At 64.3% G+C, this 26,209-nt stretch carries 27 protein-coding genes and 2 tRNA genes; 17 read left to right on the forward strand and 12 right to left on the reverse strand.

The genetic code is table 11. The features are described 5' to 3' along the window. Positions 1 to 126: 126 nt before the first annotated feature. The 6 genes from petA to ACODTB_RS08090 all read left to right on the forward strand — a co-directional run bounded on the left by petA (position 127) and on the right by ACODTB_RS08090 (position 4,353). A complete protein-coding gene (petA, locus tag ACODTB_RS08065) occupies positions 127 to 735 on the forward strand; it encodes a ubiquinol-cytochrome c reductase iron-sulfur subunit (protein WP_291121418.1) in 609 nt (202 codons plus the stop codon). 37 nt (positions 736 to 772) lie between these two features. Continuing rightward, positions 773 to 2,173 (forward strand): cytochrome b, encoded by a 1,401-nt coding sequence (locus ACODTB_RS08070; protein ID WP_291121420.1) that lies wholly within the window; start codon positions 773 to 775, stop codon positions 2,171 to 2,173. Positions 2,174 to 2,204: 31 nt separating this feature from the next. Beyond that, the gene (locus ACODTB_RS08075; protein WP_291121422.1) at positions 2,205 to 2,960 is read left to right on the forward strand and encodes a cytochrome c1; all 756 of its coding nucleotides are present in this window, start codon (positions 2,205 to 2,207) and stop codon (positions 2,958 to 2,960) included. A 115-nt stretch (positions 2,961 to 3,075) separates the two neighbouring features. Beyond that, the gene (locus ACODTB_RS08080; RefSeq protein WP_291121425.1) at positions 3,076 to 3,687 is read left to right on the forward strand and encodes a glutathione S-transferase N-terminal domain-containing protein; all 612 of its coding nucleotides are present in this window, start codon (positions 3,076 to 3,078) and stop codon (positions 3,685 to 3,687) included. 39 nt (positions 3,688 to 3,726) lie between these two features. Then, positions 3,727 to 4,260 (forward strand): ClpXP protease specificity-enhancing factor, encoded by a 534-nt coding sequence (locus ACODTB_RS08085; protein WP_291121427.1) that lies wholly within the window; start codon positions 3,727 to 3,729, stop codon positions 4,258 to 4,260. Positions 4,261 to 4,277: 17 nt separating this feature from the next. Beyond that, a tRNA-Thr gene (locus ACODTB_RS08090) sits at positions 4,278 to 4,353 on the forward strand. Between the two features lie 29 nt (positions 4,354 to 4,382). Here the strand turns inward: ACODTB_RS08090 and ACODTB_RS08095 are convergent. After that, entirely contained in the window at positions 4,383 to 4,673 is a 291-nt protein-coding gene (locus tag ACODTB_RS08095; RefSeq protein WP_291121429.1) for a DciA family protein, read from the reverse strand. 79 nt (positions 4,674 to 4,752) lie between these two features. Between ACODTB_RS08095 and ACODTB_RS08100 the strand changes: the two genes are divergently transcribed. The 5 genes from ACODTB_RS08100 to ACODTB_RS08120 all read left to right on the forward strand — a co-directional run bounded on the left by ACODTB_RS08100 (position 4,753) and on the right by ACODTB_RS08120 (position 11,283). Beyond that, positions 4,753 to 5,703 carry a M23 family metallopeptidase gene (locus tag ACODTB_RS08100; protein ID WP_291121432.1) on the forward strand — a complete coding sequence of 317 codons (951 nt, stop codon included), beginning with the start codon at positions 4,753 to 4,755 and terminating at the stop codon, positions 5,701 to 5,703. A gap of 170 nt (positions 5,704 to 5,873) precedes the next feature. After that, on the forward strand, positions 5,874 to 8,633 hold the full coding sequence (gene secA / locus ACODTB_RS08105) for a preprotein translocase subunit SecA (RefSeq protein ID WP_291121434.1): 2,760 nt from the start codon (positions 5,874 to 5,876) through the stop codon (positions 8,631 to 8,633). 78 nt (positions 8,634 to 8,711) lie between these two features. Next, positions 8,712 to 9,959, forward strand: a complete 1,248-nt coding sequence (gene argJ / locus ACODTB_RS08110; protein ID WP_291121436.1) for a bifunctional glutamate N-acetyltransferase/amino-acid acetyltransferase ArgJ — start codon at positions 8,712 to 8,714, stop codon at positions 9,957 to 9,959. Further along, entirely contained in the window at positions 9,956 to 10,834 is an 879-nt protein-coding gene (locus ACODTB_RS08115; RefSeq protein ID WP_291121438.1) for an ATP-binding protein, read from the forward strand. The genes argJ and ACODTB_RS08115 overlap by 4 nt, the downstream gene beginning before the upstream one ends. Continuing rightward, positions 10,831 to 11,283, forward strand: a complete 453-nt coding sequence (locus ACODTB_RS08120) for an NUDIX domain-containing protein (RefSeq protein ID WP_291121441.1) — start codon at positions 10,831 to 10,833, stop codon at positions 11,281 to 11,283. Before ACODTB_RS08115 ends, ACODTB_RS08120 begins: the two co-directional genes overlap by 4 nt. Positions 11,284 to 11,315: 32 nt before the next feature. On the opposite strand, the gene ACODTB_RS08125 is transcribed toward ACODTB_RS08120, so the two are convergent. From ACODTB_RS08125 to ACODTB_RS08160, 8 genes are all read right to left on the reverse strand, one after another. After that, positions 11,316 to 11,519 carry a DNA gyrase inhibitor YacG gene (locus ACODTB_RS08125; protein WP_291121444.1) on the reverse strand — a complete coding sequence of 68 codons (204 nt, stop codon included), beginning with the start codon at positions 11,517 to 11,519 and terminating at the stop codon, positions 11,316 to 11,318. 8 nt (positions 11,520 to 11,527) lie between these two features. Beyond that, the gene (gene zapD, locus ACODTB_RS08130) at positions 11,528 to 12,283 is read right to left on the reverse strand and encodes a cell division protein ZapD (protein ID WP_488929238.1); all 756 of its coding nucleotides are present in this window, start codon (positions 12,281 to 12,283) and stop codon (positions 11,528 to 11,530) included. 43 nt (positions 12,284 to 12,326) lie between these two features. After that, positions 12,327 to 12,941 carry a dephospho-CoA kinase gene (gene coaE / locus ACODTB_RS08135; RefSeq protein ID WP_291121449.1) on the reverse strand — a complete coding sequence of 205 codons (615 nt, stop codon included), beginning with the start codon at positions 12,939 to 12,941 and terminating at the stop codon, positions 12,327 to 12,329. Beyond that, positions 12,938 to 13,801, reverse strand: coding sequence for a prepilin peptidase (locus ACODTB_RS08140; RefSeq protein WP_291121452.1), 864 nt, complete (start codon positions 13,799 to 13,801; stop codon positions 12,938 to 12,940). The genes coaE and ACODTB_RS08140 overlap by 4 nt, the downstream gene beginning before the upstream one ends. Then, the gene (locus ACODTB_RS08145; protein WP_291121454.1) at positions 13,801 to 15,018 is read right to left on the reverse strand and encodes a type II secretion system F family protein; all 1,218 of its coding nucleotides are present in this window, start codon (positions 15,016 to 15,018) and stop codon (positions 13,801 to 13,803) included. The genes ACODTB_RS08140 and ACODTB_RS08145 overlap by 1 nt, the downstream gene beginning before the upstream one ends. Before the next feature lie 41 nt (positions 15,019 to 15,059). After that, the gene (gene pilB / locus ACODTB_RS08150; RefSeq protein WP_291121456.1) at positions 15,060 to 16,793 is read right to left on the reverse strand and encodes a type IV-A pilus assembly ATPase PilB; all 1,734 of its coding nucleotides are present in this window, start codon (positions 16,791 to 16,793) and stop codon (positions 15,060 to 15,062) included. A gap of 158 nt (positions 16,794 to 16,951) precedes the next feature. Continuing rightward, positions 16,952 to 17,028, reverse strand: a tRNA-Pro gene (locus tag ACODTB_RS08155). 50 nt (positions 17,029 to 17,078) lie between these two features. After that, on the reverse strand, positions 17,079 to 18,008 hold the full coding sequence (locus ACODTB_RS08160) for a polyprenyl synthetase family protein (RefSeq protein ID WP_488929252.1): 930 nt from the start codon (positions 18,006 to 18,008) through the stop codon (positions 17,079 to 17,081). A 264-nt stretch (positions 18,009 to 18,272) separates the two neighbouring features. Between ACODTB_RS08160 and rplU the strand changes: the two genes are divergently transcribed. The 4 genes from rplU to proB all read left to right on the forward strand — a co-directional run bounded on the left by rplU (position 18,273) and on the right by proB (position 21,269). Further along, on the forward strand, positions 18,273 to 18,584 hold the full coding sequence (gene rplU, locus ACODTB_RS08165) for a 50S ribosomal protein L21 (protein ID WP_382161335.1): 312 nt from the start codon (positions 18,273 to 18,275) through the stop codon (positions 18,582 to 18,584). Positions 18,585 to 18,597: 13 nt separating this feature from the next. After that, the gene (rpmA, locus tag ACODTB_RS08170) at positions 18,598 to 18,855 is read left to right on the forward strand and encodes a 50S ribosomal protein L27 (RefSeq protein WP_297397423.1); all 258 of its coding nucleotides are present in this window, start codon (positions 18,598 to 18,600) and stop codon (positions 18,853 to 18,855) included. Positions 18,856 to 18,995: 140 nt separating this feature from the next. Then, entirely contained in the window at positions 18,996 to 20,069 is a 1,074-nt protein-coding gene (gene cgtA, locus ACODTB_RS08175) for an Obg family GTPase CgtA (RefSeq protein ID WP_488929239.1), read from the forward strand. Positions 20,070 to 20,138: 69 nt separating this feature from the next. Next, complete coding sequence (gene proB, locus ACODTB_RS08180) at positions 20,139 to 21,269, forward strand: glutamate 5-kinase (protein WP_291114897.1); 1,131 nt, start codon at positions 20,139 to 20,141, stop codon at positions 21,267 to 21,269. Positions 21,270 to 21,289: 20 nt separating this feature from the next. Here proB and ACODTB_RS08185 read toward each other — a convergent pair whose 3' ends face one another. Together ACODTB_RS08185 and ACODTB_RS08190 are read right to left on the reverse strand one after the other, a co-directional pair. Further along, positions 21,290 to 21,826, reverse strand: a complete 537-nt coding sequence (locus tag ACODTB_RS08185) for a CNP1-like family protein (RefSeq protein WP_291114900.1) — start codon at positions 21,824 to 21,826, stop codon at positions 21,290 to 21,292. Further along, entirely contained in the window at positions 21,823 to 22,464 is a 642-nt protein-coding gene (locus ACODTB_RS08190) for an RNA pyrophosphohydrolase (RefSeq protein WP_291114902.1), read from the reverse strand. The genes ACODTB_RS08185 and ACODTB_RS08190 overlap by 4 nt, the downstream gene beginning before the upstream one ends. 179 nt (positions 22,465 to 22,643) lie before the next feature. Here ACODTB_RS08190 and ACODTB_RS08195 point away from each other — a divergent pair, with 179 nt between their 5' ends. Together ACODTB_RS08195 and ACODTB_RS08200 are read left to right on the forward strand one after the other, a co-directional pair. Beyond that, positions 22,644 to 24,389 (forward strand): proline--tRNA ligase, encoded by a 1,746-nt coding sequence (locus ACODTB_RS08195; protein WP_291114904.1) that lies wholly within the window; start codon positions 22,644 to 22,646, stop codon positions 24,387 to 24,389. Beyond that, entirely contained in the window at positions 24,386 to 25,015 is a 630-nt protein-coding gene (locus ACODTB_RS08200; RefSeq protein ID WP_291114906.1) for a lytic transglycosylase domain-containing protein, read from the forward strand. Before ACODTB_RS08195 ends, ACODTB_RS08200 begins: the two co-directional genes overlap by 4 nt. Positions 25,016 to 25,029: 14 nt before the next feature. Here the strand turns inward: ACODTB_RS08200 and ACODTB_RS08205 are convergent, their stop codons facing one another. Next, a complete protein-coding gene (locus ACODTB_RS08205; RefSeq protein WP_291114908.1) occupies positions 25,030 to 26,034 on the reverse strand; it encodes an AAA family ATPase in 1,005 nt (334 codons plus the stop codon). Positions 26,035 to 26,209 lie beyond the last annotated feature (175 nt).

The raw sequence follows: 26,209 nt of genomic DNA on the forward strand, positions 1-26,209 counted from the left end.
TGGCATCGAGTGCTCCCGGGCAATAGCCAAGTCCCACACCCCGACAAGCGGTAAAGCCCCTTGACTGCTCCAGTACAATGCCGGGTTGTCCCTAGTGTCCCGTCTCGACCCCATTGAAAGATCCCCATGAGTGAAGCAACCGCCGGTGCGACTGTTGATCGCAGCCGCAGAACCTGGCTGATCACCTCCTGCGCCATGGGTGGTGCTGGTGCAGCCGCCGTCGCCGTTCCCTTCGTGAGCACCTTCCAGCCATCCGAACGGGCCAAGGCCGCGGGCGCCGCCGTGGAAGTGGACATCTCCGGCATCCAGCCCGGGGAAAAGATCGTGGTCGAATGGCGCGGCAAGCCGGTGTGGATCCTGCGCCGCACGCCCGAGCAGCTCGCCGCGCTCGAGACCATCGAGGGTCAACTGGCCGACCCGAACTCGGATCGCACGGCTTACCCGACGCCGGCCTACGCCAAGAACCGTCACCGTTCCATCAAGCCCGAATTCCTCGTGACCGTGGGCATCTGCACCCACCTCGGTTGTTCCCCCGGCGACAAGCTCACCCCCGGCCCGCAGCCTTCGCTGCCGGACGACTGGAAGGGCGGCTTCCTGTGCGCCTGCCACGGCTCCACCTTCGACGTGGCCGGCCGCGTGTTCAAGAACAAGCCGGCGCCCGACAACCTGGAAGTGCCGCCGCACTACTACCTGTCCGACACCACCTTGCTGGTGGGTGAAGAGAAGCAGGCTTGAGCGGCACTGACAGACAACGGATCACAGAGGCATCCCCATGGCTGAATTCAAAGAAATTTCCCCCGACGCGCCGATCGGTCAGAAAGCGCTGAACTGGATCGACAACCGGTTCCCGGCATCCAAGCTGTACAAGGAGCACCTCTCCGAGTACTACGCGCCCAAGAACTTCAACTTCTGGTACTTCTTCGGCTCGCTGGCCCTGCTGGTGCTCGTGATCCAGATCGTCACCGGCATCTTCCTGGTGATGCACTACAAGCCTGACGCCAACCTCGCCTTCGCGTCGGTCGAGTACATCATGCGCGACGTGCCCTGGGGCTGGCTGATCCGCTACATGCACTCCACCGGCGCCTCGGCGTTCTTCGTGGTGGTGTACCTGCACATGTTCCGCGGCCTCATCTACGGCAGCTACCGCAAGCCGCGCGAGCTGGTCTGGGTGTTCGGCTGCGCGATCTTCCTGTGCCTGATGGCCGAGGCCTTCATGGGCTACCTGCTGCCCTGGGGCCAGATGTCCTACTGGGGCGCCCAGGTGATCGTCAACCTGTTCTCCGCCATTCCCTTCGTCGGTCCCGACCTGGCGCTGCTGATCCGCGGCGACTTCGTGGTGGGCGACGCCACGCTGAACCGCTTCTTCAGCTTCCACGTGATCGCTGTGCCATTGGTGCTGCTGGGTCTGGTGGTCGCTCACCTGATCGCCCTGCACGAAGTGGGCTCCAACAACCCCGACGGTGTGGAGATCAAGGCCACCAAGGACGCATCGGGCAAGCCGCTGGACGGCATCCCGTTCCACCCCTACTACACCGTGCACGACATCCTGGGCGTCTCGGTCTTCCTGATGGTGTTCTCGGCGATCATCTTCTTCGCCCCCGAGTTTGGCGGCTACTTCCTCGAGTACAACAACTTCATCCCGGCCGACCCGCTGGTGACGCCGCTGCACATCGCGCCGGTCTGGTACTTCACGCCGTTCTACTCGATGCTGCGTGCCATCACCACCGAAATGATGTACGCCCTGGTGGCCATCGTCGTCATCGCGGCGGTCCTGGGTGCGCTCAAGGCCAAGGTGTCCGGCGCGATCAAGGGTGGCATCGTGATCGCTGCACTGGTGCTGGTGGCGCTGATGCTGTCCATCGACGCCAAGTTCTGGGGCGTGGTCGCCATGGGCGGCGCCGTCATCATCCTGTTCTTCCTGCCCTGGCTCGATCACAGCCCGGTCAAGTCCATCCGCTACCGCCCGAACTGGAACATCTGGCTGTACACGGTGTTTGTGATCAACTTCCTGATCCTCGGTTACCTTGGGGTGCAACCGCCGTCGCCCATTGGCGAGCGGGTGTCCCAGTTGGGTACGCTGTTCTACTTCGGCTTCTTCCTGCTGATGCCCTGGTGGAGCCGCATCGGCGAATTCAAGCCGGTGCCCCAGCGCGTTACGTTCCAGCCCCACTGAACCCACAGAGCCAATCCGGAGAGTCAAGCAAATGAAAAAAATCCTCTTGGGCTTCATGCTGGCCCTGGGCTTGTCGGGCGCGGCGCTGGCCGCTGGTGGAAACTTCCCGCTGGACAAGGCGCCTCAGCGCACCAACGACATGGCTGCCCTGCAGAACGGCGCCAAACTGTTCGTCAACTACTGCCTGAGCTGCCACTCGGCGGCGTTCATGCGCTACAACCGCCTGCGCGACATCGGCCTGAACGACAAGCAGATCGCTGAAAACCTGACCTTCACGACCGACAAGATCGGTGACACGATGAAGGCCGCCATCGATCCGAAGCAGGCCAAGCAGTTCTTCGGCGTGAACCCGCCCGACCTCAGCCTGATCGCCCGTTCGCGCTCCAGCAGCGCGGGCAGCGGTGCCGACTATGTCTACACCCTGCTGCGCACCTACTACCGCGACGACACCAAGCCGACCGGCTGGAACAACCTGGTGTTCCCGAACATCGGCATGCCCCACCCGCTGTGGGAGCTGCAAGGTGAGCGCCGCCCGGTGCACGAGAAGGTGATGAGCCACGGCCACGAGGTGGACCGCGTCAAAGGCTGGGAGCAGGTCAAACCCGGCACCCTGAGCGATGCGCGCTACGAAGAAAACGTTGGCGACCTGGTGGCCTACCTGCAGTGGATGGCCGAGCCTTCCCAGAACTCGCGCGTGCGCATCGGCGTGTGGGTGATGCTGTTCCTGGCGGCTTTCACCATCGTGGCCTGGCGTTTGAATGCGGCCTTCTGGAAAGACGTCAAATAATCCGATCCGGCTGGGGCGGTCTCATGGGAGGCCGGCCCGACCGTTCCACAGTGGTTTGCAATGCCCGACGGGCATGTTCGCAAGCCACTGTTTTTTGCTTTAAGGAGACTCCCACATGATGGTCTTGTATTCGGGCACCACCTGCCCTTACTCCCACCGCTGCCGTTTCGTGCTGTTTGAAAAAGGCATGGATTTCGAGATCCGGGACGTCGACCTGTACAACAAGCCTGAAGACATCAGCGTGATGAACCCGTATGGCCAGGTGCCTATCCTGGTCGAACGCGATCTCATCCTGTACGAATCGAACATCATCAACGAGTACATCGACGAACGCTTCCCGCATCCCCAGCTGATGCCCGGCGACCCGGTGGACCGCGCGCGCGTGCGCCTGTTCCTGCTGAACTTCGAGAAAGAGTTGTTCACGCACGTGTCCATGCTCGAATCGCGCAGCACCAAGGGCAACGAGAAAGCGCTGGAGAAGGCCCGTTCGCACATCCGCGATCGCCTGACCCAGCTCGCACCGGTGTTCCTGAAGAACAAGTTCATGCTGGGTGACAACTTCTCCATGCTGGACGTGGCCATCGCCCCCCTGCTGTGGCGCCTGGATTTCTACGGCATCGAACTCAGCAAGAACGCCGCTCCCCTGCTCAAGTACGCCGAGCGCATCTTCTCGCGCCCGGCCTACATCGAGGCGCTCACGCCGTCCGAAAAGGTGATGCGCAAGTAAACGGCACGCGGTCCCGCAGGGGACCAAGCCAGAAGCTTCATGAGTACCTTCGAACCGGAAATCCCCTCCACGCGGCCGTACCTGATCCGTGCCCTGCACGAATGGTGTGCCGACAATGGGTTCTCGCCCTACATCGCCGTCCAGGTCGATGCGTCGGTGCGGGTGCCCATGGAGTTCGTGAAGAACGGTGAGATCGTGCTCAACGTGAGCATGGAAGCCACCAGCTCGCTCAAGCTGGGCAATGAATTCATCGAGTTCAAGGCCCGGTTCGGTGGGGTGGCGCGCGAGATCATTGTGCCGATCAGCCATGTGATCGCCATTTATGCGCGCGAGAACGGCCAAGGCATGGCTTTTCCAGCGCCGCCCGCGGCGGCCGTTTCCTCCGGGCCCGCCGTGGACGCCGCTGTGGTGCCCGATGCGCCTTCGGGTGTCGAAGAGGCCTCCGATGGTCCCGGCCGTGGCCCGCTGCGGTCCGTTCCCAGCGATGGCGCACCCGCGTCGGGTGATCTGCCCGATCCACCGTCAGGCCCTGGTCGGCCGGGCGGCAGGCCCCAGCTCAAGCGCGTCAAGTAGAATTTTTCGCTCAACCCGCCGCTTTAGCTCAGTTGGTAGAGCAATCGCCTTGTAAGCGATAGGTCGTCTGTTCGAGTCAGACAAGCGGCACCAGGCACCGCCCGCGCAGGCTCAGGGTGCGCTCATCGTCCCGGCGTTTGGACTTTGATGCGGATTGCGTTAACCTGCGCACCCCTTTGGGTCAGAGCCAGTTGCAGCGAAGGCAGCAAATGGCGCAGTTTGGTCGACGCGGCGGAACTGGCCACGAGCAGGCACCACTCCTGATCTTGCAAGGGGCCGGCCAGCACATGCGGACGCAAGCTGGCGGGGATCAGGTGTTGCACCTGATCCAGGCACCAACGGGACTCCCGGATGCGCTCCTGCAGCGCGGCGAGCGTGGGCGCAGCTCCCACGGCCTGCTCCAGGCTGAGCATGGTGTTGTGGGATCGGGGGGCGGTAGACATGCGATGTAGGTGGCCTAGTTGAATCTGGGCAGCCTGGAAAGGTAGAGCAGTGCACATCATTATCACGGACGCCTGGCTGGCCAGGAGCCGCGCCATGCACCTCAGTGGATTCAAGCTCGTCGGCGTCGGCGTGCTCGCGTCGGTGCTGTTGATGCTGGGGGCGATCACCACCTATCACTGGGTGTTTCTGGAGGGGGTGCGCCAGGGCTGGCCCGGGTTTGCGCCGGTGGCGCGGCTGGTGCACCAGGATGAAGCCAACACCCAGAACGCCTACATGCGCGCCAACCTCGACGCCATGGCCCGCAAGCTGGGCGAAATGCAGGCGCGCATGGTGCAGATCGACTCGCTGGGTGAACGGGTCGCAGGCCTGGCGGGCCTGAGCCCGGCGGAGTTCAAGCCCAAGCCGGGTGCCGGCGGCGCGCTGGTGGGGGGGCGTGACCTGAGCATGGACGAATTGATGGGTGCGCTGGATCGGATCGACCAGACCAGCGGTTCGCGGGTGGACTGGTTGACGGTGGTGGAGTCGCGCCTGTTCGACCAGAAGATCCAGCGCACCATGGTGCCGACCGAGCAACCGGTGGCCGGCGTGCAGGTGGGGTCGCCGTTCGGTTTTCGCATCGACCCCATCACCGGGCGATCCGCCCTGCACACGGGCCTGGATTTCCCGTCCGATCCGGGCACCCCGATTCTGGCCGCCGCGGGCGGGATGGTGGTGGTGCAGGAATACCACCCTGCCTACGGCAACATGGTGGAAGTGGACCATGGCAACGACCTTGTCACCCGCTATGCCCACGCCTCGAAAGTGCTGGTCAAGAAGGGCGACATCGTGAAGCGGGGCCAGAAGATCGCGGAAGTGGGCTCCACGGGGCGCTCCACCGGACCGCATCTGCACTTCGAGGTCTGGGTCTCGGGCGTGCCCCAGGATCCGCAACGCTTCCTGGCCGCGGGTGAAAACATGGCCGTGGCCAAGGCGACAGGGCCCGGCCCTCGCAGGCCCTGAGCGCGGTGCAGGTGCGGCGGGTAAAATGCGCGCTTTGCTCTTGAAAGCCCTGCGTCCGTCGGCACATCACGGGTAGTTTCCCGTCGTTTGCTCTCCCGGGTTCGCGAGAGCCCTCCTACCTTCAATTGCCTGCCCGGAATCCACAGGGTGTCCGGCGCAGGCCCGTACGTATGGCCACAAACTTCCTCACCAAAATCTTTGGTAGCCGCAATGACCGTCTCCTGAAGACCTATCGCAAGACGGTGGAGCGCATCAATGGACTGGAGTCGAAGTTCGAGCAGCTCAGCGACGACGAGCTGAAGGCGCAGACGGAGGCGTTCAAGCAGCGCATCGCCCAGGGCGAAGCCTTGGAGGCCTTGTTGCCCGAGGCGTTTGCCGTGGTGCGCGAAGCCAGCAAGCGCGTCATGAAGATGCGCCACTTCGATGTGCAACTGATGGGGGGCCTGGCGCTGCACCATGGCAAGGTTGCCGAGATGCGCACCGGCGAGGGCAAGACGCTGACCGCCACGCTGCCCGTCTACCTCAACGCACTGACCGGCAAGGGCGTTCATGTCGTTACCGTCAACGACTACCTGGCCAGCCGCGATGCCCAGTGGATGGGCCGGCTGTACAACTTCCTTGGCCTGAGCGTGGGTATCAACCTGCCCCAGGCGCCGCGAGAGGAAAAGCAGGCGGCCTACCGCGCCGACATCACGTACGGCACCAACAACGAGTACGGCTTCGACTACCTGCGCGACAACATGGTCTACGAGGCCGCTGATCGCGTGCAACGGGGCCTGAACTACGCGATCGTGGACGAGGTGGACTCGATCCTGATCGACGAGGCCCGCACGCCCCTGATCATCAGTGGCCAGGCCGAAGACCAGACCCAGGTCTACCTAGCGATCAAGCAGCTGGTGCCCCACCTGGTGCGCCAGGAGGGCGAGGCCGATCCGCGCACGGGTGAAGGGGTGATCAAACCCGGCGACTTCACCGTGGACGAGAAGGCGCATTCCATTCACATGACCGAGCAGGGTCATGAGAATGCCGAGCGCCTGCTGAGCCAGGCCGGCCTGTTGCCCGAAGGGGCTTCGCTGTACGACCCCGCCAACATCGCGTTGCTGCACCACCTGGTGACCTCGCTGAAGGCGCACCACCTCTACCACCGCGATCAGCACTATGTGAACCAGAACGGCGAGATCGTCATCGTCGATGAGTTCACGGGCCGGCTCATGTCGGGCCGCCGCTGGAGCGACGGCCTGCACCAGGCCGTGGAAGCGAAAGAAGGCGTGGCCATCCAGCCGGAGAACCAGACGCTGGCGTCCATCACCTTCCAGAACTATTTCCGTCTCTATAGCAAGCTCTCGGGCATGACCGGCACGGCCGACACCGAGGCCTACGAATTCCAGGAGATCTATGGCCTGGAGACGGTGGTGATCCCGCCCAACCGGCCGAGCAAGCGCAACGACCAGCTGGACCGGGTCTACAAGACCACCAAGGAAAAGTATGTTGCGGCGATCGAGGACATCCGCGAGTGCCACGAGCGCGGCCAGCCGGTGCTGGTGGGTACCTCGTCGATCGAGAACTCCGAGATCATCGCCAGCCTGCTGCAGGCCGAAAAGCTGCCGCACGAGGTGCTCAACGCCAAGCAGCACGCCCGCGAGGCCGACATCATCATCCAGGCGGGCCGGCCCGGCGCGATCACCATCGCCACCAACATGGCTGGACGCGGTACCGACATCGTGCTCGGCGGCAACCTCGAGAAGATGGTCGACGCGGTGCAGAACGACGAGTCACTCGACGAAGTGACCAAGGCGGCCCGCATCGAGACGATCCGCCAGCAATGGCAGCAGGACCACGAGAAGGTCAAGGCGCTGGGCGGCCTGCGCATCATCGCGACCGAGCGCCACGAATCGCGCCGCATCGACAACCAGCTGCGTGGCCGCTCGGGCCGCCAGGGCGACCCTGGCTCCTCGCGTTTCTACCTGAGCCTGGACGACTCGCTCATGCGCATCTTCGCGGGCGACCGCGTGCGCGCGATCATGGACCGCCTGAAGATGCCCGAGGGCGAGGCGATCGAAGCCGGCATCGTCACGCGCAGCATCGAGAGCGCGCAGCGCAAGGTCGAGGCGCGCAACTTCGACATCCGCAAGCAGCTGCTGGAGTACGACGACGTTTCCAACGACCAACGCAAGGTGATCTACCAGCAGCGCAACGACATTCTGGACGCCACCTCGTTGCGCGCGCAGATCGACGCACTGCGTGAAGGCTGCTTCACCGACTTGGTGCACCAGTATGTGCCCGAGGGCAGCGTGGAAGAGCAATGGGACTTGCCCACGCTGGAGCGTGTGCTGCGCGATGAGTGGGCCGTGGAAGCGCCCGTGTCCAGCTGGGTGGCCGATGCGGAAGCCATCGATGTCGAGGAAATCGTCGAGCGCGTGCAGGCGGCGGCCAAGACGGTCTTCGAGGGCAAGGTGGCGCTGGTGGGCGAGGAGAACTTCACCCAGTTCGAGCGCGTGGTGCTCCTGCAGACCATCGACAGCCAATGGCGTGAACACCTCTCGGCCCTGGACTACCTGCGCCAGGGCATCCACCTGCGCGGCTATGCGCAGAAGCAGCCGAAACAGGAGTACAAGCGCGAGGCTTTCATGCTGTTCGGCCAATTGCTCGACAGCGTCAAGAACGATGTCACCCGCGTGCTCATGAACGTGCGCGTGCAATCGGCCGAACAGATGGCCGAGGCGGCCGAGCGGCTGGAAGAGCGCGCCGAGCAGATCACCAACGTGACCTACACCGCGCCGACCGAAACGGGCGAGGCCGAGACCATCGCCGATGCGGCCATTGCCGCGGCTGCGCGCCCTGCGGGCGACGTGCCGCGTGTGGGGCGCAACGATCCCTGCCCCTGTGGCAGTGGCAAGAAATACAAACACTGCCACGGCAAGCTGGACTGACGGTGGCGTGAGGGCGGCACCCCAGGGTGCCCGCCGTCGCGCGGCCGTCGGGCATCACGGTACATCCACGGAGTTCACATGCCTGTTCAACTCAACGCCCCCTTGGCCACCGATCTGCTGCCCGTTTCGGGCGTGCGCATTGGCGTGGCGCAGGCGGGCATCCGCAAGGCCAACCGCAAAGACCTTACGGTGTTCCTGCTCGATGAAGGCTGCGCCGTGGGCGCGGTGTTCACGCAGAACCGCTACGCCGCCGCACCGGTTCAGGTGTGCCGGGACCACTTGGCTTCCGGGCAGTCCATCCGCGCGCTGGTGATCAACACCGGCAATGCGAACGCCGGTACCGGCGAGCCCGGCCTGGCCAACGCGCGCCAGACCTGCACCGCGCTCGCGCGCTCGCTCGGTCTGCACCACGAGCAGGTGCTGCCGTTCTCGACCGGCGTGATCATGGAGCCGCTGCCGCTGGACCGCCTGCTGGCCGGCCTGCCGTTGGCGCTGGCCGACGCGGCGCAGCCGCAGACCGAGGGTGGGGCGCAATGGCTCTCGGCGGCGCAGGGCATCATGACCACGGACACCTTGCCCAAGGCCTTCAGCCAGCGCTTCGAGCTGGACGGGCGGACCCTCAGCGTGACCGGCATTGCCAAGGGCGCGGGCATGATCCGGCCCAACATGGCCACCATGCTGGGATTCCTGGCCACCGACGCCGCCGTCGCGCCCGCGCTCATGAATGCGCTGGCGCGCCGCCTGGCCGATGCTTCCTTCAACCGCGTCACGGTTGACGGCGATACCAGCACCAACGACTCCTTTGTCGTGGTGGCCACCGGGCGGGCGGGCAACACCCCCATCACCGATCTGGAGAGCCCCGCAGGGCGTGCACTGCTGGCGGCACTCACCCCGGTGGCGCGGCAGCTGGCGCACGCCATCGTGCGCGATGGCGAAGGCGCCACCAAGTTCATCACCGTGCAGGTGGATGGTGGCCGCGACGCTTCGGAATGCCTGCTGGCCGCGTACGCGGTCGCGCACTCGCCTCTGGTGAAGACGGCGTTCTTCGCCAGCGACCCGAACCTCGGCCGCATCCTGGCCGCGGTGGGCTACGCGGGCATTCACGACCTGGATGTCAACGGCATCGACCTGCACCTGGGCGACGTGCACGTGGTCAGCGCCGGTGGGCGCCACCCCGCCTACAAGGAAGAAGACGGCCAGCGCGTCATGAAGCAGGCCGAGATCCTGGTGCGCATCGGTCTGGGCCGGGGCACGGCGAGCGAGACGGTGTGGACGTGCGACTTCAGCCACGAGTACGTGACCATCAACGCCGACTACCGGTCATGAACGAGCACTTCGAACGCCTGCTGCAGCGCGCCGAGCAGCTCATCAGCCGCATCGAGGCGGTGCTGCCGCAGCCCATGTCGGCGCCGGACTGGGCTGCCGCCGTGGCCTGGCGTTATCGCAAGCGCAGCAGCGGTCATGGCGTCCTGGAGCCTGTGCGTCACGTGGGTGCAATGCGCCTGGGTGATCTGCAGGAGATCGACGGGCAGAAGGAGAAGATCCAGCGCAACACCCTGCAGTTCGTGCAGGGTCTGCCGGCCAACAACGTGTTGTTGACCGGTGCGCGCGGTACCGGCAAGTCCTCGCTGGTGCGCGCCTGCCTCAACGAATACGCGCCGCAAGGCCTGCGGCTGATCGAGGTGGACAAGTCCGACCTGGTGGATTTGCCCGACATCGTCGAAGTGGTCGCTGAGCGGTCCGAGCGCTTCATCGTGTTCTGCGACGACCTCAGTTTCGAGGACGGCGAGCCAGGCTACAAGGCGCTCAAGTCCATCCTGGATGGGTCGGTTTCGGCCGCGAGCCCCAACGTGCTGATCTACGCCACCAGCAACCGCCGCCACCTGCTGCCCGAATACATGAAGGAAAACCTCACCTACACGCACACGGCGGATGGCGAGGTGCACCCGGGCGAGGTGGTGGAGGAAAAGATTTCCCTGTCGGAACGCTTCGGCCTCTGGGTGAGCTTCTACCCGTTCAGTCAGGACGAGTACCTCACCATCGTCGCGCAGTGGCTCTCCTCGTTGGGGGTCCCTGCCGCCGACATCGAGGCGGCGCGGCCCTTGGCGCTGGTCTGGGCACTGGAGCGCGGTTCGCGCAGCGGGCGGGTGGCCTACCAGTTCGCGCGCGACTACGCGGGCACCCACGCCACACAGGCATGAGCGCGCCGGTGTTGGTGGTCGATGCCGACCAGGACGCGCCGCGTCCTGCCAATCGGCCCGTGGTGGACGTGGCCGTGGGCGTGCTGATCGCGCCGGATGGTGCCTTCCTGTTGACTTCCCGTCCACCGGGCAAGGTGTATGCCGGGTATTGGGAGTTTCCGGGCGGCAAGTTGGAGGCGGGTGAAACCGTGGAGCAGGCGCTGCGGCGCGAACTCCAGGAAGAGATTGGCCTGACCATCGGCACCGCGCACATCTGGAAAGTGTCGATGGTGGACTACCCGCATGGACTGGTGCGGCTGCATTTCTGCAAGGTGCGCGACTGGACCGGTGAACTGCAGATGCGCGAAGGCCAGCAGTTCGCTTGGCAGACCTTGCCGGTGTCGTGTGCCCCTGTGCTGGCCGGCACCGTGCCCGTGCTGGAGTGGCTGGCAGCCGAACAGACGGTTTGAGGCCGGTCCGCTGAACCGCGGACGAGGTGGTTTCAGCTTTGTTCGAAGCCGGGGTCGCTCTGGCCTTCCTTTTCCGGCAGGCTGAATTCTTCGTTGGCCCAGGCGCCCAGGTCCATCTGCTTGCATCGCTCGCTGCAGAACGGCCGGTACGCGTTGCTCGGCGCGTAGATGCTGGGTCCGCCGCAATTCGGGCAGCGGACGGTTCTGACGGGTGTGCCGGTGGCTTTGTCGCTCACGGCCGACCTCAGGCGCACAGGGTCAGTTCAAACGCAGCGTCCTCCTGCGCTGGATGCAAGCGGTCGTCTTCGCCGTGGCGCATCAGGCGCACCGACAGCATCAGCCGGTTGCCGCTGATTTCGGGAATGAGCCCCGTGGATGGGTCGATGCGCAAGCGCAGCAGCTGGAAGCTGCGACCCTGCGGAAGGGTCAGCTGGAACTGACCACCTGGCGCGACCACCTTCTGGGCCGAACCCGATTCGCGCAGCATCTTGAGCAACTGCACGATGGATTCGGCCAAGGGTGCCAGCGGGACCGACCAGCGATGCAGGTCGGCCCGGCGTTCCTCCGCGCTCCGGTGCTGCCAGTGGTAGTAGCCGGGCAGATCAAACTCGCAGGTGCCGCCTGGGATGCCGATACGGCTGCGGATGCTCATCAGCCAGTCGTTCTCAGTCAGGGCCTGGCCGGTCTTGCCGGTCATTTCGCTCAGTTGCGTGAAGCAGTCTTCCAGCTTCTGGATGACCTCTTCCAGGGCCTGCTCCGCGATCATCGGATTGCCGCGAAAAGCGATGAGTTGCTGCTTGTGCCGGTCCAGGTCCTTGAGCACATCCGACTTCATGTCGGCCCGGGCCGCCACGTCCATGATCTCGAAGATGGTCTGGATCGCGTAGTGGTGGTCCAGCGGATGGCTGCGGGGCACCAGTTCCACCATGCGACGAAACAGCTGTTCAAGCCGCAGGTAGGTGCGAATGCGTTCGTTGAAGGGGTAGTCGTACAGGATCACGGCAGCGGGGCGGTCGCGGGACGGAGCGGCGGGTGGGGGTTCATCATAGCCCGAACCGCTTGGCCAGGACCTCTGCGGTGCGCTCCAGCAGGGCCAGGTCGTCGGCGTCGTTGAAGACCACGAGGTCGGCTGCGGCCAGGCGCAAGGCACGCGGACTCTGGTTGCGCATCACGGCTTCGGTGGTGGTGGCATCCCATCCACTGCGTGCATTCACGCGGCGGATCTGCGTGGTGGGCGAGCAGTCGACCACCAGCACGCGGTCCAGCTGAGGCCGCCAGCGTGGGGACTCGACGAGCAGAGGCACATCGAACACCAGACAGGAAGAGGTTGATGCCTGGGCTTGGCGCTGGATTTCCGCGCCCACCAGCGGATGGATGATCTGCTCCAACGTGTGGCGGGCTTCGGGGTGTGCGAACACGTGATCGCGCATGCGCTGCCGGTCGAGGGCGCCATCTGGAGCCAGGAATGCCGGGCCAAAGGTGTGTGCGATGGCGGGCATTGCGGCACCGCCGGCTTCTGTGCTGCGGCGGGAGATGGCATCGGCATCGATCACACTGGCGCCACGGGCCTGCAGCAGGCGCGCCAGCGTGCTCTTGCCACTGCCAATGCCACCGGTGAGTCCCAGCCGCAGGGGTGGGCTTTGAGGCGTCGGGCTCACAGGCCGATGGCGGCCAGAATGGCCGAAGGGCCAAAGACCATCGAGGTCAAGCCGGCCAAGGCCAGGAAGGGGCCGAAAGGCACATAGCCTCCCTCGCGCAGGTTGCCCTTGAGTTTGATGGCGATGCCCACCACGGCACCGATCACCGATGCCATCAGGATCACCGGGATCAAGGCTTGCCAGCCGAACCACGCGCCGAAGGCGGCGAAGAGCTTGAAGTCACCGTAGCCCATGCCTTCCTTGCCCGTGATCAGCTTGAAAGCCCAGTACACCAGCCAGAGCGACAGATAGCCTGCCACGGCCCCCCAGAGAGCGTCCGGGAGCGCGGTATCGGTCAGTCGCAGACCTGCTGCGCACAGGCCGGCCCACAGCAAGGGAAGGGTGATGTCGTCGGGCAGCAGCGTGGTGTCCCAGTCGATACACGCGAGTGCCAGCACCGCCGCGGAAAAACCGCACCAGGCCAGGGCCTCCCAGCCGAGCCCCCATTGCCACCCACACCAGGCGAACAGCACCGCGGCTGTCAACTCCACCGCCGGATAGCGTGCGCTGATCGGCGCGTTGCACTGGCTGCATTGGCCGCGCAAGGCGAGGTAGCTGAACACCGGGATGTTCTCGAACCAGCGGATCTGATGTCCGCAATGCGGGCAGCGCGAGCGCGGCACCATCAGGTTGAATGGTTCAGCTTCTGGTGAGGCCGCTGCCGGATTCTCCTCCGTGTTCTGGAGATCCGCGCATTCGGCGGCCCAGCGCAGCTCCATCATCTTGGGCAGGCGGTGAATCACCACATTGAGAAAGCTGCCCACCAACAAGCCGAGCAAGCCCAGCAGCGCCGCGCCCGGCACGCCCGCTTCCGCCAGCATCAAACCACCTGGCCCAGCTTGAAGATGGGAAGGTACATCGACACCACGATGCCGCCAATGACGGTCCCCAGCACGACGATGATGATGGGCTCCATCAGGCTGGAGATGCCCGCCACCATGTCGTCGACCTCGGCTTCATAGAAGTCGGCGGCCTTGCCCAGCATGTGGTCGATGGAGCCCGACTCCTCACCGATGGCGCACATCTGCAGCACCATGGATGGGAAGATGTTGGCATTGGTCATGGCGTTGGTCAGGCTGGTGCCGGTCGACACCTCCTGCTGGATCCGTTCGGTGGCAATGGCGTAGACCGAGTTGCCCGATGCGCCGCCCACAGAGTCCAGCGCTTCCACCAGAGGCACGCCCGCCGCGAACATCGTCGCCAGCGTGCGCGTCCAGCGGGCGATGACCGATTTTTCGATCAATGGACCAAAGATCGGCAGCTTGAGCAGCAGGCGGTCCATGAACCGCTGCACCTTCTCATTGCGCCGCCAGGCCTGCATGAAAAAGTAGAAACCGCCACCGAGGACGCCAAAGATCAACCACCAGTACTCGGTGAAGAACTCGCTTATCGCGATCACGAACAGGGTCGGCGCGGGCAGATCGGCGCCGAAGGAGGAGAACACCTCCTTGAACGAAGGGATCACGAAGATCATGATGATGGTCACCACCACGAAGGCCACGATGATCACGGCGATCGGGTACATCAGCGCCGACTTGATCTTGGACTTGAGCGCCTCGGTCTTCTCCATGTAAGTGGCCAGGCGGTCCAGCAACTCCTCCAGAATACCGGCGGCTTCACCGGCTTCCACGAGGTTGCAGTAAAGGCTGTCAAAGTACAGCGGGTGTTTGCGAAACGCCGAACTCAGCGAGGTGCCGGTTTCCACATCGGTGCGGATGTCGTTGAGCAGCTTGGTGACGCTGGGGTTGGCGTTGCCCCGGCCGACGATGTCGAACGCCTGGAGCAGGGGCACACCGGCCTTCATCATGGTGGCCAGCTGGCGCGTGAAGATGGCAATGTCCTTGGGCTTGATGCGCTTGCCCGAACTCATGCGGCGCTTCTTGACCTTACCGGGCACGATGCCCTGGCGCCGCAGCGCGGCCAACACCTGGTTTTCTCCCGCGGCCCGTGTTTCTCCACGCACGGTCTTGCCGTTGCGGTCTTTGCCTTCCCACTCGAAGACGGCGTCCTTGACGTTCTTGGATACTGCGGTTGCCATGGTGTCCCTCTATCCCTCTGAGCCTTGTGTCTGGAGCTGCGTCACTCGTTGGTCACGCTGAGCACTTCTTCCAGCGAAGTCATGCCCAGCTTCACCTTGAGCAGACCCGATTCGCGCAGCGTGCGAACGCCCTCCTTGCTGGCCTGCTGGGCAATGTCGAGCGCGCTGCCACCACGCAGGATGATGCGTTGGATTTCTTCCGAAATGGGCATCACCTGGTAGATGCCGACGCGGCCCTTGTAGCCGTTGTTGCAGGCCGAGCACCCCACAGGCTTGTAGGGCGTCCAGGTGCCGTCAAGGTCTTCCGGCTTGAATCCGGCGTCCACCAGGGCCTTGCGCGGTACGTCCAGCGGCGCCTTGCAGGTGGCGCACAGGCGGCGGGCCAGCCGCTGGGCGGTGATCAGGATCACGCTGGAGGCGATGTTGAACGTGGGAATGCCCATGTTCATCATCCGCGTCAACGTGGTCGGCGCATCGTTCGTGTGCAGGGTGGACAGCACCATGTGACCGGTTTGTGCGGCCTTGATCGAGATGTCCGCCGTTTCGAGATCGCGAATCTCACCCACCATGATCACGTCGGGATCCTGGCGCAGAAATGCCTTGAGGGCCGCCGCGAAGGTCAGCCCCGCCTTCTCGTTGACGTTGACCTGATTGACGCCCGGCAGGTTGATTTCCGACGGATCTTCCGCCGTGGAAATGTTGATGCCCGGCTTGTTCAGGATGTTCAGGCAGGTGTACAGCGACACGGTTTTCCCCGAACCCGTGGGGCCGGTGACCAGCACCATGCCGTACGGCCGGCTGATCGCGTTCAACAGCCGCTCTTTTTCTTCAGGTTCGTAGCCCAGGGCATCGATGCCGACCTTGGCGCTGCTCGGGTCCAGAATACGGATCACGATCTTCTCGCCGAACAAGGTGGGCAGGGTGCTGACCCGAAAGTCGATCACCCGGTCCGGCCCGATCTTGAGTTTCATGCGCCCGTCCTGGGGCACACGCTTCTCCGAGATGTCCATGCGGGAGATCACCTTGATCCGCGACGCCAGCTTGTCCTTGATCACGATCGGCGGCGACGCAATTTCACGCAGTTCGCCGTCCACCCGAAAGCGCACCCGGTAGTTGTGCTCGTAAGGCTCAAAGTGCAAGTCGGATGCCCGCATGTTGAATGCGTCAATCAACATCTTGTGCAGGAACTTGACCACGGGCGCGTCGTCGACCTCCGACGCTTTGTCGGTCACGTCGCTCACGCTCGTCTCGGTGGCCGCCTCGTCGAACTCGAACTCGCCACCGATGATGTTGTCCATCGTGTCGTTGACGCTGGTGGTCTGGGTCTCCACCAGTTTGCTGAGCTTGTCGTACTCGGCAATCACCCAGTCCACGCCCATCTGGGTCGCGAACTTGATCTTCTCGGCGGCCTGTTGGTCGGCTGGATCGGCCGTGGCCACCATCAAGCGGTTGTTGCGTTTGCTCAGGACGACGATGCGGTAGTCGCTGCAGATCTTGGGATCGAGCAGGCCGGCGGGCAGGCGTTGCACGTCGATCGCGTCCAGATCGAGCAGCGGCGCGGCAAAAGCCACCGACATGGTGTGGGCCAGATCCGACGCGGATACCGCCCCTGAGCCGGTCAGCTCTGCGATGAAGCTCGAGCGGCCGCTTTGTGCTTTGCGATAAAGATCTTCAGCCGCCTTCTGGCCAAGCTTCCCCGCGGACACGAGCGCGCGGCCCAGGCCTGGCAAGGCCATGGACGGGGTCTCCTGAGGGAGGGTTTCGACGGACGCCATAGATTTCTATTTATCGTAAATCAAGGACTTGCCCGCCATTATTGAGGCAACTTGTGTCGGAAATGCGGATTCCCCCGCTGGCCGTTGTATCGAGGACGCGAAATCCGACCGGCCGGTCGTTGGCTCGGTCTGAACGGCAATGTCTGAAAGGGGGAAACTGGTCGGGGTGAGAGGATTCGAACCTCCGGCCTCTACGTCCCGAACGTAGCGCTCTACCAGGCTAAGCTACACCCCGATGGACCAAAGTGGTCGATCGTCTGAAGGCCGTTGGCCTTCAGCGGCTGCTCAAGATCGACGCTCAAGCAGGCCAGCCGCCAATTGTAGCAAAGCCGCGCTGTAGGCATTGACCGGCAGTTGCCTGGCGGCCTCAATCGCCCGTTGGGCCTCCGCGTGCGCACTGACCCGAGCAGCATCCAGGGCGCCCGTTTGAAGAATGATGTCCCTGATGGCGTCGAGATGCGCCACGTCGCCCTGTTCGATGGCCTGGCGCAGCAGCGCCTTCTGCGCCTCGGAGCCGGAACGCAGGGCGCAAATGATGGGCAGGGTGACCTTGCCTTCGCGCAGGTCATCCCCCAGGTTCTTGCCCAGTTCATCGGCACTGCCCTCGTAGTCGAGCACGTCATCGATCACCTGGAAGGCGGTGCCCAGGGCCTGCCCGTACTCCGCGCACAGGGCCTCGGTGTGGGCATCCGCGCCCGCCAGGATGGGCGCCAAGCGGGCGCTGGCTTCGAACAGTTTGGCCGTTTTGGAGCGGATCACGCGCAGGTACGCGGCCTCGTCGATGGTGGCGTCGTGCATGTTCATGAGTTGAAGTACTTCGCCTTCGGCGATCACGTTGGTGGCGTCGGACAGCACCTGCATCACGCGCATGTCGTTGATGTCCACCATCATCTGAAAAGCGCGGGAGTAAAGAAAGTCTCCCACCAGCACACTGGCGGCATTGCCAAATCGCTCGTTGGCGGTCTCGCGGCCTCGCCGCAAGGTGGACTCGTCCACCACGTCGTCGTGCAGCAGGGTCGCGGTGTGAATGAACTCCACCACGGCCGCCAGCGTGTGGCGCTGGGGGTTCTGGCTGTTGATCGCTCCGCTGACCAGCAGCAGCAAGGCCGGGCGCAAGCGCTTGCCGCCTGCCGAGATGATGTACTGGGCGACTTCCCGGACCAGCGGTACCTCGGTGGTCAGGCGTTCGCTGATGACTTGGTCCACCCGCTGCATGTCGGGCTGGATCAGCTCCAAGGGGCTGGCGGGGGAATTGATGGGGGTGGTCAAGGTGGAAACGCGGGGTCGATAGGGGGTGTCGGGCCGGGTTGGGATTATAGGAACGGTGCCCCAGGTCCTCTGAAAATGGCCGCACCAGAAAGCCGAGAAGGCGGTGGCACGCCAGCTGCTTGCTGGTTTTCCGGGCACATGCTAAAATCTAAGGCTCGGTGGAATTGGGTCCGCCGAGCTTCCATTCGTGGAATTTTTAAAGAGGTTCATATGTACGCGGTCATAAAAACCGGTGGCAAACAGTATCGTGTTGCTGCTGGCGAAAAAATTAAAGTAGAACAGATTGCTGCGGATGTGGGCCAAGAGATCGTGTTTGACCAAGTACTCGCTGTCGGCAACGGCACCGATATCAAGGTTGGCACTCCCTTGGTTTCCGGCGCAACGGTCACGGTCACGGTGTTGGCCCACGGCAGGCACGACAAGGTCAGCATCTTCAAGATGCGCCGTCGCAAGCACTACCAGAAGCGCCAAGGGCACCGTCAGAATTTCACCGAACTGCAGATTGCTTCGATCGCAGCCTGAGGAGTAAGTCAACATGGCACAGAAAAAAGGCGGCGGCTCAACGCGAAACGGGCGCGATTCCAAGCCCAAGATGCTCGGCGTGAAGGCGTTTGGTGGCGAGCTGGTCAGTGCTGGCTCGATCATCGTGCGTCAGCGCGGTACCAAGTTCCACCCCGGCATGAACGTGGGCGTGGGCAAGGACCACACCATTTTTGCAACGGTCGATGGCCACGTGAGCTTCGCCATCAAAGGCGCGCTGAACCGTCAGGTTGTCAGCATCACCCCCGTCTGAGTGGGCGTGCTCCGGTGCTGCAAGATTGAGAAATCGGTGCAGTGCGACGAGGCACATGTGATACGTTGAATGCAAAAGGCCCGCCCGTGCGGGCTTTTTGTTTGGCCCTTCTCTAGCAGTTCCTTCCTGGAAAGCATGTCATGAAATTTGTGGACGAAGCCACGATCGATGTCGCTGCGGGCGATGGCGGCAATGGCTGCGCATCTTTCCGGCATGAAAAATACAAAGAGTTCGGTGGCCCCGATGGAGGCGATGGCGGCCGCGGCGGCCATGTGTATGCCGTGGCGGACGCCAGCCTGAACACCCTGGTGGATTTCCGCTTCACCCGCCGCTTCGAAGCGCATCGCGGCGAACACGGCAAGGGTTCGGACATGTTTGGCGTCAAGGGCGACGACATCGTCCTCAAGATGCCGGTGGGCACCATCATTGCAGATGCCGAGACCGGCGAAGTGCTGTTCGAGTTGCTGCAGCCCGGTGAGCAGGTGACGATCGCCAAAGGGGGCGACGGCGGCTTCGGCAACATGCATTACAAGAGCTCGACCAACCGGGCGCCGCGCCAGAAGACGCCCGGCTGGCCGGGGGAAAAGCGCAGTCTGAAACTGGAGCTCAAGGTGCTGGCCGATGTGGGCCTGCTGGGCATGCCCAACGCGGGCAAGTCGACCTTGATTGCGGCGATCTCCAACGCACGGCCCAAGATCGCCGACTACCCGTTCACCACCCTGCATCCCAACCTGGGCGTGGTCCGCGTCGGGCCGGAGAAGAGCTTCGTGGTGGCCGATGTGCCCGGGCTGATCGAAGGGGCCTCGGAGGGCGCCGGCCTGGGACACCAGTTCCTGCGGCACCTGCAACGCACGCGCCTGCTGCTGCACATGCTGGATGTGGCGCCCTTCGACGAAGGCGTCGATCCTGTTGCGCAGGCCAAGGCCATCGTGGCGGAGTTGAAGAAATTCGATCAGAAGCTGTATGAGAAACCTCGTTGGCTTGTGCTCAACAAGCTGGACATGGTGCCCGCCGAGGAGCGGGAGGCCCGGGTCAAGGACATCGTGAAACGCCTGAAATACAAGGGGCCCGTCTTCGAAATTTCAGCGCTCACCCGCGAGGGTTGCGAACTGCTGGTGCAGAAGATCTACCAGCACATCGCGCAGGTGCATCAGTCGATGCAAGCGCCTGTGGATGTGGATCCCCGTTTCGTGAATGGTCCGGACACCCTCTGATTTCGATTCTGCCCACCCATGGACACCGCCTCGACTTCTTCGCCCGTTGACTCAATGAATGTGAATGGCATGGCACCGGCGGCTGTGTTCAAAATGGCCCGGCGCATCGTGGTCAAGGTGGGCTCCAGCCTGGTGACCAATGAGGGCCGCGGCCTCGACGAGGAAGCCATCGGGCAATGGAGTCAGCAATTGGCGGCCCTGGTGCAGCAGGGGCGTGAGGTCATCATGGTCAGCAGCGGCGCGGTAGCCGAGGGCATGAAGCGCCTGGGCTGGACCGTGCGGCCCAAGGAGATCAACGAACTTCAAGCCGCGGCGGCCGTGGGGCAGATGGGCCTGGTGCAGATGTACGAGAGCAAGCTGCGCGGTTGTGGCGTCGGCAGCGCACAGGTGCTGTTGACGCACGCCGACCTCGCGGACCGTGAACGTTATCTCAATGCCCGCTCGACCCTGTTGACCTTGCTCCAACTGGGCGTTGTGCCGGTGATCAACGAGAACGACACCGTCGTCAACGACGAGATCAAGTTCGGCGACAACGACACACTGGGCGCGCTCGTGGCCAACCTGGTGGAGGCCGACGTGCTCGTGATCCTGACCGACCAGAAGGGCTTGTACACGGCCGATCCCAGGCGCGATCCTTCCGCTCAGTTTGTTCACGTCGCCCGCGCTGGCGACGCACGCCTGGAAGCCATGGCGGGCGGGGCGGGCAGTGGCATTGGCAAGGGCGGCATGATCACCAAGATATTGGCCGCCAAGCGCGCCGCCGGCTCCGGGGCCTCCACGGTCATCGCCTGGGGCCGTGAGCCCGAGGTGCTCTTGCGACTGACGGCGGGTGAAGCCATCGGCACCTGCCTCGTGGCCCAGACGCCCAAGCACCAGGCGCGCAAGCGCTGGATTTCCGATCATTTGCAGTTGCGTGGTGCCGTCGTGGTGGACGATGGCGCGGTCGGCAAGATCGTGGGCGAAGGCAAGAGCCTGCTGCCCATCGGCATGACGGGCGTCGACGGCGAGTTCTCCCGTGGGGATGTGATCGCGGTGCGCGATGCGCGCGGGGCCGAGGTGGCGCGCGGATTGGCCAACTACGCGAGCAGCGAGGCCCGGCTCATCTGCCGCAAGTCATCGCAGGACTTCGAGCGTTTGCTGGGTTACGTGGCAGAACCCGAAATGATCCATCGGGACAACCTCGTCTTGGCGCGCGGCTAAGGCCAGCGCCCCCGGCCCGCTCAGCGCGTTTCCGGGCGGCCGTGTTTGAGGGTGTGCAGGATTTTCTGCGCGCTGCCGTTGATGGTTCGGCCTTCGCAGATGCCCGCCCGTGCCAGCAACATGGCAGGGCGGGTAGGGCCGGAGAACGACAGCTCCTGCCATGCTTCCTTGGCGTTGACGTTCCAGCTGGACGCGTTGTTGTTCCAGCGCCCGTAGGTCTTGACTTCAGCGGTCTGGCAGCGGAGGCCCTGGTACAGCACATTGAGCGCCCCGCTGGAGCTGCGGGCGACCAGAACGTAGCGCACCACACCGTCTTCCCCCACGCTCAAGGTCTTGGGGTCGATACCGTAGTTCAACGCCGTACCGGCTGAGACATCGAAGGCCTGCAATTGGTCCGTGCTGAAAGTGGGCGGCGGCTTCACCGCCGCTTCCTGCCACGCAGGGGCGTCGGGGTCGTCTCGCAATTGGGCTTGCAATGCAGGGCTGAAACCCAGAAACGAAATCAGGGCCGCTGCGACGGACAGGCATTGCGGCAACCGGTGGCGGGCAGAAGTCATTTGTGTTCGATGTGGGCAGAGCGGGAGCCGCTCTGCGGGTCGGGATCAAAACTGGCGCCCGGGGGCAACTCCAGGCCCGGCGGTGGGGCTGACAGGGACGAGGATTCGGGACTTTCGTCGTGGCGGTGGCGGGAGCCACCGCGCAGGTAGCGGTTGCGGGTGTCGTTCTTGGGCAGGTAGCGCGAGAGTTCGGTGAGTGCCATTTCATAGACGCCGCGTTTGAACTCCACGACCACGTCGAGTGGCACCCAGTAGTCATGCCAGCGCCAGGCGTCGAACTCCGGATGGCTGGTCGCGCGCAGGTTCAGGTTCCAGTCCTGTGCCACAAGGCGCAGCAGGTACCAGATCTGTTTCTGTCCCTTGTAGTGGCCACGGGCATCGCGGCGGATGAAGCGGTCCGGCACTTCGTAGCGCAACCAGTCCCGCGTGCGGGCAACGATGCTCACGTGCTCGGGCATGAGCCCGACTTCCTCGTGCAACTCGCGGTACATCGCCTGCTCAGGTGTCTCGCCTCTGTCGATGCCACCTTGCGGAAACTGCCAGGAGTGTGAGCGGATGCGCTTGCCCCAGAACACCTGGTTTCGCTGGTTGAGCAGAATGATGCCGACATTGGGCCTGAAGCCTTCTCTGTCAAGCATAATCAACCCCAAATTTTTAAACTGTGTTCATTATGCATCGCGGCATGCAAGTTGCGAAGTGATCACACACCTGTTGCATCTCCGGGCGCAGGTGGGCCGTCCAGATCGCCGGATGCGCCGTTCCCCGGTTCCTACTCCGCTTCTCCCAACACTGCCGATTGGCAGAACCCAGCTCGCCCATGAAAGCCTCCCAGTTCCTGATTTCCACCCTCAAGGAAGCCCCGGCCGACGCGGAAGTCGTCAGCCACCAACTGATGACGCGCGCCGGCATGATCAAGAAGCTCGGCGCTGGCATCTACAGCTACATGCCCATGGGTCTGCGCGTGATCCACAAGGTAGAGGCCATCGTGCGCGAGGAAATGAACCGTGCGGGTTCGGTGGAACTCACCATGCCGGTGATCCAGCCGGCGGAGTTCTGGCAGGAAACCGGGCGCTTTGACAAGATGGGGGCCGAGCTGCTGCGCATCAAGGACCGGCACGACCGCGATTTCGTGGTGCAACCCACCAGTGAGGAAGTGGTCACTGACATTGCCCGTCAGGATTTCCGAAGCTACAAGCAGTTGCCGAAGAACCTGTACCAGATCCAGACCAAGTTTCGCGATGAACGGCGTCCGCGTTTCGGCCTCATGCGGGGCCGCGAATTCATCATGAAGGACGCCTACAGCTTCGACCGGGACGAGTCGACCGCCAAGCTGAGCTATCAGGTGATGGCCGCAGCCTACCGGCGCATTTTCGACCGGTTCGGCCTGCGCTACCGCGCCGTGGCGGCCGACAGCGGCGCCATCGGTGGTGATCTGAGCGAGGAATTCCAGGTGATTGCCGCGACCGGGGAAGACGCCATCGTCTACTGCCCGGCGAGCGACTATGCCGCCAACATGGAAAAAGCCGAGGCGCTGGCGCCAGCGGGGCCGCGCCCTGCGGCGGTCAATGCCATGGCCAAGACGCCCACCCCCGGCAAGGCCACCTGTGCCGACGTGGCCACGCTGCTGGGCGTGCCGCTGGCCACCACGGTGAAATCGCTGGTGCTGGCCACCGACGAACTCGACGAGGCGGGCGAGGTCGCCAAGAGCCAGGTCTGGCTGCTGCTGCTGCGCGGCGACCACGACATGAACGAGGTCAAGGTGGCCAAGGTGCCGGGGCTCAACGCTGGTTTCCGGTTCGCCACTGGCGCCGAGATCGATGCGCACTTCGGCTGCAAGCCGGGCTACCTGGGCCCGATCGGCCTGAAGAAGCCGGTGAATCTCGTGGTCGACCGCGAGGTGGCCGTGTTGGCGGACTGGATCTGCGGGGCCAACGAGCCGGACTTCCACATGACCGGTGTGAACTGGGGCCGTGACCTGCCCGAGCCGACCCTGGTGGCGGACCTGCGCAACGTGGTCGAAGGCGATGCCTCGCCCGATGGCCAGGGCGTGCTGGCGATCGAGCGCGGCATCGAGGTCGGCCACGTGTTCTACCTGGGCACGAAGTACAGCAAGGCCATGAACGCCACCTTCCTGGGCGAGGACGGCAAGCCCGCGCACTTCGAGATGGGCTGCTACGGCATCGGCATCACGCGCCTGCCGGCCGCGGCGATCGAGCAGAACCACGACGAGCGCGGCATCATCTGGCCCGACGCGCTGGCGCCGTTCACGGTGGTGGTCTGCCCCATCGGCATGGACCGCAGCCCGGAGGTGAAGGCCGCCGCCGAACGTTTGTACGGCGAGTTGCTGGCGGCAGGGGTGGATGTGATCCTGGACGACCGGGGCGAGCGCCCTGGCGCCATGTTCGCGGACTGGGAGCTCATCGGTGTGCCGCACCGCGTCACCATCGGCGACCGGGGCCTCAAGGCCGGGCAGGTGGAATACCAGCACCGCCGCGATGCCGCCGCCACCCAGGTGGCTTTGGGCGAGGTGGTGGCGCTCCTGAAGGGCAAGCTGGGCGCATGAAGCCGCTGGCCTGGTCGCGCCGCGACTGCCTGCTGGCTGCCGGCGCGTTGGGCCTGGGCTCTCTGTCCCCGGTCGCGCACGCCGGTGGCCAACTGGAAGAGCCCCTGGCCGATTCGGTGCGCGGTGCCTTGAGCGCTGCGATCGCCAACAGCGCGCCGCCCGTGCCCGAGTTCACCGACCTGGAAAAACGCCTGGCCTATCTGCGCTGGCTGGGCGCGTCCAGCGACCGGCTGCAGCGCCGCAAGCCGGACTTCCAGACCCGCATCGAGTTCCTGCAGACCCTCTGGTACGAAACCCGGCGCGCGGGGCTGGACACCACCCTGGTGCTGGGGCTGGTGCAGGTCGAGAGCGCGTTCCGCAAGTTCGCCATCTCGCGCGTGGGCGCTCGGGGCTACATGCAGATCATGCCGTTCTGGTCGCGCCTGATCGGCGACGGCGATGCCAGCCGGCTCTTCAACATGCAGACCAACCTGCGGTTTGGCTGCGTGATCCTGCGCCACTACCTGGACCGCGAACGCGGCGACACCTTCCTGGCGCTCGGCCGTTACAACGGCAGCCGGGGCCGCGCCGAGTACCCGAACGCGGTCTACGCCGCGGCCAGGAACTGGGCCCACCCGGACGCCTGAGCGCGCCAGTCTGTCTACTGAAGGAAGCCGATGCGGCCTTTGCCTGCGCCCGCGCGAGGCAGATCTTCGGGCTCGATGCGGTAGCGGTTGTCCAGCCGCGCATTGCCAAAGCCGGTGACGAGCGCGCGGCGCATCTCCCGCGGCGCAAGCGTCGCCAGCAGATCCAGCACGTCGTTGGCCGGCTCGGGGTCAAAACGCTGGCCCCAGTCGTGTTCGCCCAGAATGCCCCGGTAGAGGTGGGCCGCGATCTTGCGAGCCGCCTCGGGTGAGGGCGGCGCGATCTCGTACACGTTCATGCGGTTCATGATGGGCTCGGGGATGCCGCGCTCGTGGTTGGCCGTGGTGACCCAGATCACCTGGCTGGCGTCGATCGGCACTTCCGCGAATTCGTCGACGAAGCTCTGCGCCGTGTCGTGTTCCAGCAGGCTGTAGAGCGCACCCAGCGGGTCGTACTGCGCGTCCGCGGCCGCCTTGTCGATCTCGTCCACCACGATGACCGGGTTGGCGTACTGCCCGTCCACCAGCGCCTCGAACACCTTGCCGGGCTTGGCGCCTTTCCACTGCGAGGACGAACCCGAGAGCAGCCAGCCGGCCGTCATGGAACTCATGGGCACCAGGCTCATGCTCGTGCCGAGCAGGTCGGCGAGCTGGCGCGCGAAATGGGTCTTGCCGACGCCCGGCGGGCCCAGCAGCAGGATGGGCGTGACCTCCAGGCTGTCTCGGCTGTCCTGGCTCAGCGCCACGTGGCGCTTCACATCGTCGAGCACCTCACCAAAATTGGGCAGCAGGTCGTAGAGCGGTGCCATGTCGGGCACGCCCGAGGGCTTGACCGCGAAGCGCTGGGGGCCGCGCTCCAGCATGCGCTGCCAGGTGTTGCGAAGGCTTTCGTAGTCGCGTTCGTTGCCGCTGGCCTGCAGGTGGGCCAGCTTGCGCTCGACGTCGTCGGCGCTGAACACGCTGCGCATCTGGGCGATGGGCAGACCGAGGGAGGGTGAAGCGACCAGGCTGCGAGAGCTCATGCGATTCTCCTTGAGGTTCGGTGGCGATTTCATTCAAGCACACAACATGCCCGACCTCAATGCAGAAATGCCCGGCAAAGTCACCGCATTCCGAAAGATGGGCACGAGGTGTGCGAAATCGCGCACCAGAAACAACAAGGCCACCCGAAGGTGGCCCTGGCTGGTGCACGAGAGA

The organism is Hydrogenophaga sp. FG152 (genome assembly GCF_057809615.1).